Origin of the sequence: Halalkalibacter sp. APA_J-10(15) (assembly GCF_023017105.1) — a bacterium.
Classification (GTDB): Bacteria; Bacillota; Bacilli; order Bacillales; family Bacillaceae_D; genus Halalkalibacter.
In genome coordinates, this window is record NZ_JALKEV010000005.1 from 21,850 (window position 1) to 38,176 (window position 16,327).

Below are 16,327 nucleotides of genomic sequence, written 5' to 3' on the forward strand. Positions count from 1 at the left end.
ATTAGTTGTATGTTAAGGAGGGAGATAAATGATCAAAGAACTGTCTGAAAAACAAATGAAAATCTATGAAGTCATTTCAAAAGTGACTGGTTATCAAATAGATGACTTAGAAGAAGATTTTTATCTAGAGGGTGATTTAGGGTTAGATTCGATTAAAATGATCACGCTTGTAAATGAGCTTATGAAGCTAATCCCCGCATCTCAGTATGAAATGTTTGTTAAAAAGTACCCATTTGAAGTAATTATGCGGTTAGAAACCCTTGCTGAGCTTAGTGATTTATTCAATGTATCTTTAGTGGAAGAGAACAATACCCCTAAGATGAATCCTCAACATTCCTCAAATACAACTTACGTATATCAAATGATCTCAGACATTACAGGCTATCCGATTCAAGATATGGAAAAGGGCTTATATTTAGAAGCAGATTTAGGTTTAGATTCAATAAAAATGATTACGCTTATGAACGAGCTAATGAAAAAAGTACCTCCAGAAAAAATGGCGGAGTTTCAAGAGCAATTCCCTATGGAACGACTGATGACCTTTGAAACGGTTGAAGATATTTGCTTATTATTGGATCAAGTTGATGGCTTTGAAAATGGTCAAACAGGTTTAGCGATTACAAATCGAATTCAGGGCACAAATAGTGGGGGATTTTCAAATGGAACGTTAGAGATGGCTGATGCTCAATATACATTTTTAATTTCTTATCAGGCCGTTTCTACTCTTTCAATTACTACCGGAGTTAGACTTACAGGATATATAAATGAAGATCACCTTTGGAAAGCGTGGAACAAATTAATTGAATATCACCCTATTCTTCGAGCTGTTTTTAGTAAACCACAACATGCTAATAGCTTTAAAGATTTTCAACTTCGTCTACTAGACCATGTGAAACCTCCAAAAATCATACAAGAAGATCTCACACATATGACTCCCAATGCACAACAACAATTTATGAATGAATGTTTTAAGGAATCATTAAATAAAAAATGTAATATATTTGAGTGGCCACTTCATCGGGTACGATTATTTCGGTTAGCTGAAACTACTTTTCAAATTATCATTGAAAACGTTCATTTAATATCGGATGGATTAGGAAATCAAATATTTATCCGAGATTTACTAACTTTTTATGATTCTATAGTATCAGGAAAAACGATAGAAAGACCACCTCTTACTACAATAGAATATAACGACATCATATCCAAATTAAATCAATGGTCAGATGAAAGTGAACAGCGTCATTTAAAGAAGTATTTACACGAACAAGGTCGACCAAAGTATCTATTTCAATTACCTGAATATAAGAAGGAGCATTCAGAAGACAACGAAGCATTTATAACAACAGCGATACAAAAAAGAGTTCTTAATGCATCAACAGTCAATCGTCTTATGGAAGTGGCAAAACAGCAACGAGTTTCTTTATTTGTATTATTACTAACAGCTTACTTAGAAGTGATAAAAGCTTACGATGAAAAAAGCGAGCAGGTTATACTGAATATTCCAACATCTGGAAAGGTTTATCCTCATGTGGATGCCTCACCTCTTTTGGGAACCTTTGCTCAAAACCTAGCCTTAACTTTTAAATTAAGAGGTAAGGACGAGAGTTTAGAGGATATGGTTCAACGTATTCAACGAGAAATGATTGGTCATCTTGCTTCAGGTATGGATCGAGCGCAAAATCATCAAGCGGCACTTATGGCGAAGGATCAAATTCAATTAATAAATGGTGAGATGTCAACGACAACAAAAGGGTTTGTTCAATCTTCATTAAAATCAAACCTTTATTTATCGTATGTAGGAGAGGTTCAATTAGAAAAACAGTACGGTGAATGCCACGTATATGATTATGAATCATATACGTGTACAAACCCTGGAACTATTGATTTACTCGTGGAATGCTTCCATGGGCAAATGATTTTCACCGCAAACTATGACCAATATTCTTTTGATGCAGAATTCATTACGAAGCATCTTAATAAACTTGAGGAAATGGTAGAGACAGTTACATATTTAGAGCAGCTTGAAGAAGTGAAAGAGCTCTCATCCATTGAATATGTACCCAATATTAGAGAAAAAGTAGCTAACGTGATGAAGGAAGTCTGCGGTATCCATGTTAATGATGACATGATTAATAAAGATTTAGATGCAGAGCTAGGCTTAGATTCTTTAGAACGTATTCGGCTTGTAGCTAAGCTAGAAAAGCTATTTAGTAATGCGGACAGACAATCGTTATTTGAGTGTAGAACGGTATCAGAATTTATCGGGCAAATAAATAAGATGAACAAAAACATTTCAGTAGCAGGTGAAATGTTGATTCATGAACAAATAAAAAGGCAAAGCGAAAGGACGCCAAATGCTATAGCAATATCACATAGAACAGAACAAGTAACATACAAAGAGTTGCATGAACGATCGAATCAATTAGCACATTATTTACGGTCGTTAGGTGTGCGAAAAGGTTCACATATTGGTATCTTTGTTTATCCCGGAACAGCGATGATAGTTGGCATGCTTGCCGTTATGAAAGCAGGAGCCACTTATATTCCTATTGATCCAACGTATCCCGATAAGCGAATAGAGTATATTGTAACCCATTCGGAAGTTCAGACGATTATTTGTGATCAAGAAACTCTTCTTCAAGCAATAACCTGTGGAACGGTTCAAACTATTTTGTCATTAGATGACATTGAAATGGATATGAAAAGAGAACATTCTCTCATTTCAAAAGCAGATTGGATAACAGAGGAGAAATCAGACTTAGAGTTATCATACTCAGCTGATGATGTCATGGTTATTTTATATACATCTGGATCTACAGGTAACCCTAAGGGGGTTATGCTTTCACAGCGTGGGTTTATGAATCGACTGAGCTGGCATCAAAAGCAATTTCAATTACAAGAGGGAGACCGAGTTGCTCAGAAAACATCATGTTGTTTTGATATCTCAGTTTGGGAGTTGTTTTGGCCACTTATGTATGGTGGAACCGTATGTCCAGTTGAAAATAGTATTGTTAAAAATCCTTGGGCGTTAGCAAAATGGATTGAAGTGAATCGAATAAACTATTTACATTTTGTTCCCTCGTTATTTGGTGAATTTTTATACGCATTGGAAAATGAACCTTATCAATTTAGCCATTTAAAATGGCTATTATTCAGTGGCGAAGCTTTGACAATGGCGTTAATACGAAAGTGGATGTATCAGCATGGGACGAAAGTGAATTTAGCAAATCTTTATGGGCCTACTGAAGCATCGATTGATGTTACTTGTTATGTAATCAATCGCCTTTCTGAAGAAAGTGACGAAAATATTGTTCCAATTGGTCATGCAATTGATAATGTTTCTATTAAGCTATTAGATGAGCAAATGAGAGAGGTCAAAAAAGGAGAGACCGGTCACCTGTGGATAGGTGGGTCCCAACTGGCAAAAGGATACTATAAGGATAGAAAAAAAACAGAGGAATCCTTTTACAAAAATCCATTTCCTGACGTGAATAGTGAGTATATATATAAAACAGGCGATTTGGCAAGAGAGAGGGAGGACGGATGCTTAGAATTTCATGGCAGAATTGATTCACAAATAAAACTTCGTGGTTTTAGAATTGAATTGGGAGAAATAGAAGCTGTTTTAGTGAAGCAAGAAGGTGTCGTTGAAGCAGCAGTCGTTGTTCAAGATACGAATATTCAGCCTAAATTAGTTGCGTGTATAGTCGGTAACCGAGATCATCAAGAACTTCTAAAAAATCTAAGGAATCAATTGCCAAGCTATATGATTCCTCATCGAATTGAGACATTTATACGCTTGCCCAAAAACTTAAATGGAAAGATAGATCGAAAGGTATTACTTGATCAATTAGCAAGTGATACCAAGGGGAAGATAACTTATACGTATCCACTTGCTCCAGCTCAAAAGTGGCTTACAACTTATTATGAGTATCCTTATAGCTGGACAGGCTATACGCAATTCATTTATAAACAGCCATTACAGCTAGAAATGTTTAATCAGTCTTTAACGATTATTGCAAATCGATATGAGGTTTTGCGTTGCTTTTTACAACTAGAAGGAAATGTTTGGAGGCAACATATAATCCCTTCAGTCGAAAAAATAGAAGCTGAATGGTATGATACGAGATTTATACAAGATGATGAACGTGCGCACTTTCAGCAGAAGCTAATTGATCAAACGATTGAGCGTTTAAGTGCTGAACAGTGGCCTTTATGGAAAGTCTTGGTATTGAAAATAGACGAGGATAGATATTCCATTGCAGTAGTCGGTCATCACCTTATCTCTGATGTGGTGACAAATCATCTACTGTTTAAGGAGATATGGAGTGTCTATAGGCTGCTTTTGGAGGAAAAAGAAGTTAAACTACAGCCAGATCATAGTTATACACAATTTATTCAGGATATTGAGGAAAAGAAAAATCGATATAAATCTAATTATGTTTCCTATTGGAATGGACAGTTAATGGATTTTAATCGATTAAAAATGCCTTTGGACTTCCAAAAAGGAGAAAATATCGAAGAGTCAGCTCAATTGGAGAGCTTTATATTATCGAAGCAGCAAACGTCTATTCTTCGAAATAATGTTAAAAAGGACTTTCAAACAAACCTTTATCCAATTGTACTTGCGCCTTTATATAAGCTCATTCGTTATGAAACAAATCAAGACAATATTATGATTAGTCATCGTGTTCATGGAAGAGATCTAGGAGATAACAAGCGATATATAGAGGTTCCTGGTAATTTTTCAGTGAACTACCCTTTAGGTATTCTGATGAATGAGAAGGAGGGTTGGCTCGAGCTCGTTCGACGTATTCAACATAAAATGGATGAAGTGCCTCTTAAAGGGGTAAGTTATGACTTAATTTCTGACCAAATACCTAATCACTTGTATCCTGATAACAAACTAACTGATATAAGAGTCAATTATTTAGGAAACAGAGATTTGCCACAGCTTGATTTGTTTGAGTTTTCTAAAGAGCATGTTGACCGCCGTTATTCAAATGGAGGTCAAAAACGTGCAGCGGTGTTTGAGTTTTTCCTGTCGGTCGTTGATGGACAATTCACCCTGGACATAGAGTATTCTAATAACCTTTTTCAACGTTCAACAGTTAAGCGTTTAGGAAATCAATATATGCGTTACTTAGAGGAATTAATTCATTCGGCTTCAATTAACAAACAACCGAGTGAAAAGCAATCGTTACCATATGTAAAAAGAACCGCTAGTCATAAAGTAGCTCTAATTACAGGTGGGAGTCGTGGAATCGGTAGAGCAATTGGATTAACGATGGCACGTGAAGGTATTGATGTAGCATTAATGTCTAGGTCTGTCGCAACATTAGGAGAAGCAACCGAAGAATTTAGAAGTGTAGGAGTTGAACCATTAATTTTATCGGCGGATATTAGCCAGATGTCTAATGTGGAAGAGGCTGTGAATTTTGTTCTGGAACGTTATGGGCAGATTGATATTTTGGTAAATAATGCTGGAATCACAAAAGTAGGTGCTATTCATGAAATGACACCTGATGAGTGGAGAAGAATTATTGAGGTAAATCTTATTGGAACATACAATGTGTGCTATCAGGTGATTCCACATTTTCTAGAAAAGAGTGAAGGCAAGATTATTAATATTGGCTCAGACTCTTCTCTTATCGGATACCCTTTGATGAGTGCTTATGCGGCATCAAAGCATGCCATTCTCGGGCTGACACGATCGCTATCGGAGGAGCTAAAGGTTCATAACATTCAAGTTAATGCTGTTTGCCCAGCGTTTGTAGATACTGAGATGACACCGTCTTCTTTTAGAAAAGCAGCAATACCAACTGATCAAATAGCTGATGTAGTAGCCTTTTTAGCATCAGATAAAGCAGATTGTATAACGGGAGAGGAAATAAAAGTATATGGACAGCAAGACATGTATTGGTTTGGCTCAAAGCAAGTGCCAGTGCTAAAAGGAGTATTGAATTCATCAAATATGCCTTAATAAGGGGAGCGGAATAATGAATCAGTTTACAAAGCTTTTTGGAGACCGTAAATGGGTGATCTATCATATTGCGCTTCTAGTTGGATTTGCGATGGGGACGATTGTCCCTATCGCAACGACATATATGACCCAGCTTCAGACGAGTAGTGTTTGGATTGGGGTTATTTCCTCTTCCTTCTTCCTTACAATGGCGCTAGGCTCGATTTATTTAGTTCGAACGATAAATGGGAAAGATGTTTCAATTATTATTATTTTGGGTCTTGTTACGACTGCTATATGTTCAATGATTTTTCCTTTTGTTCAATCAACTATAACTTGGCTTGTTTTAATGTCTTTAATGGGAATGGGTATCAGCTTTAATTTAGTTGGTGTACAAACAGCAATGCATTCACTTACGCAATCAGATTCAAAGGCTTTAGTTAGTGGTGTTTATTCGTTATTTTTTGCTTGTGGATTTGTTATTAGTGCGATCAGCGGGCCGATTATTTATGATTGGAATAATTGGATACCATTTTTTATCGCATCTTTCGCTCTGTTTGTCACTTCATGGTTTATATATTTAAAGCTTAAGGGAGCCATAATTGTTCCTCCTAATCAAAAGCGAAATGTGTTTACGCGTGTTAAGTTACCTTTATATGGCGCATTTGTGTATGGCTTTATTGAAACGACCGTCATCGCACTTTATCCGATGTATTTACTCATGCGCGGTATTGAAATCACGATGATTGGTTTTGCATTTGGAATTTTTGTGTTCGGTGGAGTTCTTGGAACAATACCGGTTACGTATTTGGCGGATCGAATAGGACGTGAAAAGTGCTATGGGCTAACTGTTGCTATTTCTGTTTTATCCATAATCGGTATTATGACGTTCACAAGCTTTACTGGTATCCTTATTTTTTCCTTTATTACAGGCTTTGCAGTTGGACCTTTGTATGCTCTTTCCTTAGCTTTAACCGTTCAAGATTTAAAGAATGATGAGCTTTCATCGGGTACAGCCCTGTTTACATTTACGTATGGTATCGGCTCAGCAGCGGGGCCGATCTTATCTGCAATAGCCATTCAGTTATTTGGTGTTAATCATTTGTTTACGATAAGTCTACTATTTTTTCTATTACTATTTATTCAACTTACACTAACCCAATTAACCATAAAGAAGAAAACAGAGCAAATAACAGGGTGAAAAAGGAGAGTTTAATGATGGGTGAATCTATTTCAATTGGAAAGAAGATGACGAAAAAGTATACAAAGCTTCACAATCTTGCTGATATTTTAATACGTGCTGCTGAGGATTCAGAGAACGGTATCACGTATATTTTGAATGATGAATCGGAAGTATTTATTTCTTATAAAGAGCTACTTGAACGCGCACGTAGACGTTTAGGAGGACTTCAAAGTCAAGGAATTAAGCCTGGTGAGTATGTCCTAATTGTGCTTGAAGACAATCTTGAATTTGTGATTACATTTTGGGCTTGTGTATTAGGAGGAATAATCGCTGCGCCTTTAGCCTATCCAAGTTCATTAAAAGTGCAAAATACTTCATTGGAAAAGCTAGAAACGATATGGGGGCTTCTTAAGAAGCCAGCTGTTATTTCTGATAATAAATTAGTAGAAGGACAGCAAAATCAACTATTTAGTTATACTGATTTGAATATAATCAACTCACAAAACCTTGACGATGAACGAGAAGGAATTATTTCGTTAAGTCAAGCGGATTCCCCAGCATTTATTCAATTTAGTTCAGGTAGTACTAGTACCCCAAAAGGAGTCGTGCTGACTCACAACAATCTTCTTGCTAACATTGATTCTATTATAAGCTCAGCTAAGTTTACTATTGAAGATCGTTCCTTGAGCTGGATGCCTTACCATCATGACATGGGGTTAATTGGATTTCATTTTTCAATGATGGCTGTTCAAATTAATCAATTTAATATGACGCCGCTCAAATTTGTCAAGAAACCATTTTTATGGTTGGACCTCGTTACAAAACACAAAATTACATTAACCGGATCACCGAACTTTGGTTACCGTCTATTTCTAGATCGTGTAAAAGAAAAGCAGCTACAGCAACTTGATCTATCCTCATTACGTTTGATTTTTAATGGGGCAGAGCCGATTTCGGTTTCGATTCTTAATCACTTTGTAGAGAAGTTAGTACCATATGGATTGAATGAAAATGTTATGTACCCTGTCTATGGGATGGCAGAAGCGTGTGTGGCGGTTAGCTTTCCACCGTGTGGAACTGAACCAACGATTCGCTATGTTAATCGTGAAAAATTAGCAAATGAGCAAATAGTTGAAACAGTTAATAAAGCAAACAAGCAAGCGATGGCATTGGCTGATGAAGGCTTTCCGATTGATGGTATGAGTATCCGAATTGTTGATGATGAAGGTTATGTTGTTGATGAAGGCGTGATCGGAGAAATACAAATTGTAGGACCGAATGTTACTTCAGGATACATTAATAACGAAGAAGCGAATGCAAAAGCTTTTCAAGAAGGCTGGTTAAAGACCGGAGATACAGGATTTTTATTAAATGGTCGTTTAACAGTTGTTGGTCGTATTAAGGACATCATTTTCTTAAACGGCCAAAATTTCTATGCACATGACATAGAGGCGAAGGTTGAGGAAGTAAAAGTTGTAAAAGAAGGGAAAATGGCAGTATGTGGATGGCATGATGAAAAAGAAGGTAAGGACCGAATCGCATTGTTTACTTCTCAGCGTGTGAAAGCAGAAAGAAGCAACGTTTTTTATTCAGCTATTTTACGTCATGTTAATGAAACAATTGGAATTCCAATTGATTATGTAGTGACAATTAAATCAATTCCTAAGACGACAAGTGGAAAAGTTAGACGATTTGAGCTTATAGAACGTTTTAAAAATGACGAATTCAAAAACGAAACAATTGCGGCAGAAGATGTTGTAGGAGTTGTCCAGGAAGTAACGAATAAACAAATGAATCATGTTTCAAGAGGAATGTACATTCCTCTAGTTCGTAAGGTGTGGGCTGAAATTCTTCAAGTTTCTAATCATTCCATACCTTTAGATCAATCTTTTCTCACATTAGGTGGAACGTCAATTAAAGCGATCCAAGTACTAGCAGCATTAGAGGAAGAATTACAAGTAACCTTGTCTCATGATCTGTTAATTCAATGTCGCACTGTTCAGGAAATGGATGATTACTTATGCAGGCATTGGCAGGAGAAGCGATTTCAAACGAAGAGAGTAGATGAAGATGCAAGGGTAACTTCGCAAAGTCATGAACTTCATCAAGATATTGCTGTTATCGCTATGTCGTGCCGTTTTCCTGATGCTGATACGCCTGAACAATTTTGGGACAACCTCTTAAATAAAAAAATAAGTATACGAGATATACCAAGGGATCGTTTTAATATCGATGAACTTTATAGTGAATTGAAACAGCAGGGAAAATCCTATTGTAAAAAAGGAGCCTTTATACAAAATCCATACCATTTTGATGCTGAGCTTTTCTCTATTTCTGATGAGGAAGCTAAGGTAATGGATCCTCAGCAAAGAATAATGCTTGAGCTAGTTTTTGAACTATTGGAGCGTGGAGGCTATACGAAGCAAAAAGTAAGCGGTCAGAAAATAGGTTTGTTTATAGGTGCTGGTGTCAATACATATTATGAATATCATTTAAATAAGTTAAATTTACTGAAATTGAAACAGTTCTCAAGTTTTGCTTCATTAGATTCAAAACAACAGGAACAACTAGTAACAGAATGGAAGCAAATATTTGGTGAGACAAGTGATCATCCTAATCTATTAGTCGATAATATTTTAAATATGGTCGCTTCTCGGGTATCACAGGAGTTTAATTTTAAAGGACCAAGTATGGTTATTGATACAGCTTGCTCCTCTTCACTCATTTCACTGCATATGGCATGTGAGTCAATTAGAAAAGGGGAAAGTGAAGCAGCCATTGCAGGTGGAATTAATTTATTGTTAACACCGACTCCTTATCTATTATTCAGTCAAGCAGGAGCTTTGTCTGAAACAGGGGAAGTGAAGGTGTTTGATCGCGATGCAGATGGGTTTGTTCCAGGTGAAGGAGCAGGATTAGTCATGCTTAAGCCTCTCGAACAAGCAATGGCAGATGGTGATGAGATTGCTGGAGTTATTAAAGCAAGTGCTATTAATAATGATGGTCACTCTATAGGCGTTATGTCACCGAATCCAGATGGACAAAAACAAGTCGTTGAATCATTGTATGTTAAGCATCAAATTGACCCGAGTAGTATTCAATATATGGAGTCACATGGAACAGGTACTAAGATCGGTGATCCTAGTGAGGTAAGGGCGTTAGGCTCTGCTTTTAAAAGCTGGAATGTTCGCCAAAATTCGATCGCATTAGGATCTGTTAAGTCTAACATTGGACACCTACTAGCTGCTGCTGGCATAGCTAGCTTTATGAAAGTGCTATTGTCATTAAAGAATAAAACAATGGTTCAAAATGTGAATGTTCAAAGTGTAAATCCTTTGCTTAAGTTAGATGAAACCCCATTTACATTGTTAGAAAAAGAATCTGAATGGGAGGTGGAGAACGGAACCATTCGCAGAGCTGCTATTAATTCGTTTGGATTCGGTGGAACTAATTGTCATCTATTAGTAGAAGAAGCTCCAGAAAAGGTTCGAGAAGAAACTGAACACCACCAGTCTCCTGCATATGTCATCGGTTTAGCTGCCAATTCTGCTCCTTCGTTAACAAAAAAGAGTGAGAATTTAGCTCAGTCCCTTCACAGATTTAAAGAAGCTGATTTAAAGAATATTAGTTATACCGAAAATGTGACTAGAAATCCATTTCCATATCGTAAAAGCTTTGTCGTTTCTTCCTTAAATGAATTACAAGAAAAGCTGCTAGTAAAAGACGAAGTAAGAAGGGTAAAAAGACGTAAAATTGCGATCATGTTTACTGGACAAGGCTCTCAATATGTGAATATGGCTAAAAAGATATACAATCATATTCCAGCATTTAGAAGATATGTAGAAGAATGCACCAAACTGTTTTTGCCTTACTTAAATGAGGATATCTCACGTTTAATTTACGGGGAAGAAGCAAACGATGTATTACTTGCTAGAACGGATGTGACACAACCAGTCGTTTTTACGATTGACTACGCTATAGGGAAGCTATTACTTGATTTGGGAGTAGAGCCTGAATGTATGCTTGGACATAGTGTCGGTGAATGGGTTGCAGCATGTTTAGCTGATGCGGTATCACTTGAAGATGCGATACGTTTAGTAGCTATCCGTGGGAAGTTGATGAATGAACTTTCATTGCCTGGTGCTATGCTTGCGGTTTTCGCTAAGAGTGAACAAGTAGAAAGTTGGTTAGAGTCATTTTCAGGTGACGTATGGATTGCTGGCTACAATGTGACTCACCAAGCAGTTTCAGGAAAGAAAGAGGATATTGAAAAGTTTTCAAGCTATTTAAATGAAAAGGGAATTCCTCATAAAAGATTAAGCGTTTCACAAGCTTTTCACACGCCATTAATGGAACCGATGTTAGAACAATTTAGAAAGGAGTTAGAAAAAACTACCTTTTCAACACCGAAATATTCGATCATTTCAAATGTAAGAGCAGAATTTATTGATAGACCATTAGATGCTGATTACTGGCTAGAGCATATATTAGCAGCCGTGAAGTTTGAACAAAGCATTCACTATGCCTTTGATCATGGAATGGATGTTTTTCTTGAAGCAGGTCCTGAAAAAGTACTAACAGGAATGGTAAAAGGGCTTCAAAAAACTCAAGAGAATCATGTATTTCCTACCTTAAGTCGTAAAGAAGATGAATGGATATTATTTCTAAATACGATCGGCAAATTATATGAATTAGGTGTAACCATTCATTGGGGTGCTTTATATGAAGAGAGTACTGTAAAAAAATTAGATCTTCCATTGTATCCATTTGAACGTAAAATCTATGCACCTGATTTTGGTACTAGTGGAAATGGTCATTTCGGATTTCATCGTGAGCATTATCACGAATGGAGTTGGAAAGTTACAGAACAACGGACCTTGAGACCATTACAACCTGGAGCCATTGTCATATTTGCAGATGATCTGAAGAATGCAAAGAGCTTAAGTGAAAAATTCGATCATGATGCCCATTCTCTCTATTTTGTAACAGGGAATTCTGAGTACAAAAATAATGAGAAGAATGTGTTTGTCATTGATCCTACAAACCAAAATGATTATCAAAATATCATGAAAGAAATTAATAAAGAAATTGTAGCTATTATTCATTATTGGAACTATGAACAAGGCGCTAAAAGAATAGATGATATGGAAATTCAAATAAGAGCTGACTCAAAATGTGCTACAAGTTTAGTGCGTTTAGCTAAAGAAATGCATGAAAACCGTCATGAAATTAAATATATGATCATTACGAATCAAGCCTTTGTTGTATTAGATCATGACCAGATCGAAAATCCAATTCAATCGATTTCAACGATGTTCGGTCAAGTATTGGCTCAAGAAAACCCTCATATTATGACGACCATTTTAGACGTAAAGGAAGCTGATGACATAACAGACCATCAATTGATGGAAATAATCGTAGAGGAACTAAATCATGAAGAACCGGAAGAGTCGATTGTTGCATTTCGTCAAGGAGAGCGTTATGTTCGTCAGTTGGTTCAAAAAGAACGAGATCATTTACAATCGATTAAGGTTGAAGATGGTGATACGTTCCTTATTACAGGAGGATTAGGAACGGTAGGGGTGGAAATTGCATCGTTATTGGCTGAACAAGCGAAAGTAAATCTCATATTAACTGGAAGAACAGAACTAAAAACGGTTAATGAGCAAAAGCTGCAGTGGATTAATCGTTTAAAGCAATTAGGAGCGAATGTCTCTTATTATGAAGTCGATGTCTCTCATATGGAGCAAATGAAGAAAGTGATACAGGATAGTAAACAGAATTATGGTGCTCTTCATGGAGTCATTCATGCTGCAGGAGTCATTGAAGGACATCAAGCTACTAATTTATTGGAAAAGGATATTGAAACTATTGAAAGAGTCTTAAGACCTAAAGTAGATGGTACGATCGTTTTAGACCAAATAACGAGGGAGGAGCCTTTAAAGTTTTTTGTTTTAATTTCGTCAGTGTCGGCTTCGAAAAAAAGATGGGCTGCCGGCTTAAGCGATTACGCAGCGGCTAACTACTTCCTCGATCAATATAGCTATTTTAGAAGGACACAGAATGCACCTGGACGGTCACTTTCGATTAATTACTCATTATGGGAAGAAAGTGCGATGGCAGCTGCTTTTGGTTCGGTGGCTTCAACAGCTGTAGAGAAACAAGGAATAAAGGTCCTGTCAAAAGAAAATGGTCGAAATGCCTTTATGAATGCACTAGGCTCTTTCCAATCTTCTGTGATCCATGTGTTTGAAGAACAATTGACCGCTAATAGGGTGGAAAGTCAGACACGGCTTTTACATCCAATGAATGAAGGAGAATTACGATCAATTGTCTATCAGCTTATATCAACCATTAGCTCTCTTCCAGTTGAGCAAATTGATACGAGTGCGAATTTTGAAGAGTTAGGTATTGATTCGATTAATGCCGTTAAATTTGTCGAAACATTAAACAACAACTTACAGCTTGAACTAAATCCAACATTATTATTTGAATATCAAACTCCTCAACAGTTTATACAATATCTTCATCAATCGTTTGTGAAACGAAATGAACCTGTTAAGGAAAAGCTACTTGTCACGGAAAGAGAAAAGAATATTGAACAAGACAAAGATATCGCTATTATCGGTATAGGCTTAAGAGTTCCTGGAGCGAACAATCCTGATCAATATTGGGATCTACTTATTCATGGTCGAAATATGATTCGTCCAGTTCCAGAGGATCGTTGGAACATGAAAGAGCAGGGACATAACCGTCGAGACCTTCTGCATGGAAGCTATGCAAGTGAAGGAGGATTTATTGATCATCCATATGACTTTGATCCATTTTTCTTTGGGATGTCACCAAATGAAGCCGAAGTGACAGACCCTCAGCAAAGGATATTTTTAGAAATAGCTTGGGAAGCGCTCCAAAGCGCTGGATATGGTAATAGACATCGGACGAATAAAATAGGTGTTTTTGTTGGTTGTGAACAGAATACGTATATGGAACATTTTATTGGGTATCGATCTTACATGGTGTGGAAAGAAAAATTTCTTCAAAGTGAAGTTTATCATTCATTGAGTAGAAAAGAGAAAGAAGAACTTATTAAAATGATGATTGATGTATTAAAGCCAGGAGAACTGGTTCCAGATGCAGTAGCTGGTAACGGGTTAAATGAAGTTGCTTCTCGTGTAAGTCATTCCCTAAATTTAACGGGTCCTAGTATGGTTGTGAACACGGCTTGTTCATCATCATTAGTCGCCTTACATCATGCATGCGAAAGCTTGCGAACAGGGCAAGCTGAAATGGCCATTGCGGGAGGAATTAATTTGAATCTGTCGCCTACTCCTTTTGCGAGCTTAAGTAGGGTCACTGCCTTATCATCTACTGGTCAGTGTCGTCCATTTGATTCTGAAGCAGATGGAATGGTGCTTTCTGAGGGGGGGAGTGCAGTATTGTTAAAACCACTTAAAAAAGCGAAAGAGGATAATGATTATATTTATTGTGTTGTTAAAGGTTCTGCTTTAAATAATGATGGACGCTCGAAAGGGATAACAGCACCAAGGCCTCAAGGTCAGGCTGAAGCGATAAGAGATGCATATGAGAAAAGTGGAGTAAATCCTGAGACACTATCCTATGTTGAAGCTCATGGTACTGCTACACCGCTTGGTGATCCGATTGAAATTGAAGGGTTGACTCAGGCCTTTCGGACTTTTACAAATGAAACACAATTTTGTGGTATTGGATCGGTAAAGGGAGCAATTGGTCATATGCTAGCAGCTTCAGGTATGACGAGTTTAATCAAAGTTGCCTTATCACTTAAGCATAAAACGGTGCCACATACGATCAATTATGAGAAACCCAATCCGAATGTAGTATTTTCATCAACTCCTTTCTATGTCGTTGATAAAGAACCAATAAAATTAGTTAATAAGGGTGAGACCCCTCTGAGAGCTGGGGTTAATGCATTTGGATTTGGTGGAACGAATGCTCACGTGATACTAGAAGAGGCGAATAAATTGGAATCTAATGTCTATAAATTTGGTGAGCAAGAAGAAGTTGAGCATCAAAAGCAACTTTTACAGATAAGTGGTCGTAACGAACATGTTGTGAAGCGAATAGCTCAGGATCTTAAGACTGTTTTAAAAAAGAAGGAGAAGTACTCATTAGGAAATATTTGCTACTCGATGAATATGGGGCAGAAGGAAATGAATTATAAAGTAGCAATGGTAGTGAGTTCAAAGAATGACCTTTTTACTTTACTTACAAAACTTGAGTCTGGACAACGCTCTGATGCTATTTTACAAGGGAAATCAAGTCCTTATAAAGAAACATTCGTACACCTTTATTTAAATGACTCAATATGGATAGAGAAAAAAGATATTGAAACTATTTCGACTAGATTCCCTAAATTCGGAATGGCGTATCGATATTGTATGGATCGTATAATCGAATATACAGAAGAAGCTGAAGCTAAAGAGCTAAGGGGGAAATTAGAGCGATTTGCCATTCAATATGCTTACGGTGAAATGCTGAAAAGCTTTAGCTTAAACCCTAAATCGATTATTTGCGAAGGTACAGGAATTTGGGCAGGGGCAGTATTAGCAGGTTACGTATCGATCACAGATTTAATCGAGCAGCTAGTGGAGTCTAAAGAAATGAAACCATCGAAAACAAATACGAATCAAGACATTCCATGGGATTGTTTACTAGTTACTCCTTCAGGAATTAAGACTAAAGAAAATAATGATGAATGGATTCAAGGACTCACTCTAGAGCTAGAAACTCCATTGAAAAAGGAGTTTCTACATCAAATTCTTTCTGAGCGTGATTTACTACTCGAATGTGGGAATCTAAGAGTGCAAAGTAGTGAATCAATTTCAGCTTATTTTCAAGAAGTGGTGACATCGAATGGAAACACGAGTCTTATTGAGTCTATTTTACAAGTAATGGGGCAGCTTTTTGTAGCAGGAGTTTCTTATAATCCAGGACGAGTTTTTCAACACGATGAACGGAAAGTACCACTTCCAACGTATCCGTTTGAGCGAAGAAAGTATAAAGTAACGTATAAGGAAAGGGATGAGTTTTTTAATCAACAAGAAGAAATGAAGCCTGTTAATGAAGCTAGTGATTTAGAAAGCTTGACTAAAGATTTAAACGTATTTCAGGGCTTTTACACAAGGAAAGAATAGATAGAG

Annotated in this window: 3 protein-coding genes; all 3 read left to right on the plus strand. The window is 36.9% G+C overall.

Annotation, left to right across the window (positions count from 1 at the left end; genetic code table 11):
• Nucleotides 1–28 precede the first annotated feature (28 nt).
• Genes MW695_RS07340 through MW695_RS07350 form a run of 3 tightly spaced genes read left to right on the plus strand, consistent with a single transcriptional unit; the run spans nt 29 to nt 16,321 of the window.
• Nucleotides 29–5,986: a non-ribosomal peptide synthetase gene (locus MW695_RS07340; RefSeq protein WP_247104548.1), complete on the plus strand. Its 5,958-nt coding sequence runs from the start codon at nt 29–31 to the stop codon at nt 5,984–5,986.
• A 16-nt stretch (nt 5,987–6,002) separates the two neighbouring features.
• Nucleotides 6,003–7,166 (plus strand): MFS transporter, encoded by a 1,164-nt coding sequence (locus MW695_RS07345; protein WP_247104550.1) that lies wholly within the window; start codon nt 6,003–6,005, stop codon nt 7,164–7,166.
• A gap of 17 nt (nt 7,167–7,183) precedes the next feature.
• Nucleotides 7,184–16,321, plus strand: coding sequence for a type I polyketide synthase (locus MW695_RS07350; protein ID WP_247104552.1), 9,138 nt, complete (start codon nt 7,184–7,186; stop codon nt 16,319–16,321).
• Nucleotides 16,322–16,327: the final 6 nt, after the last annotated feature.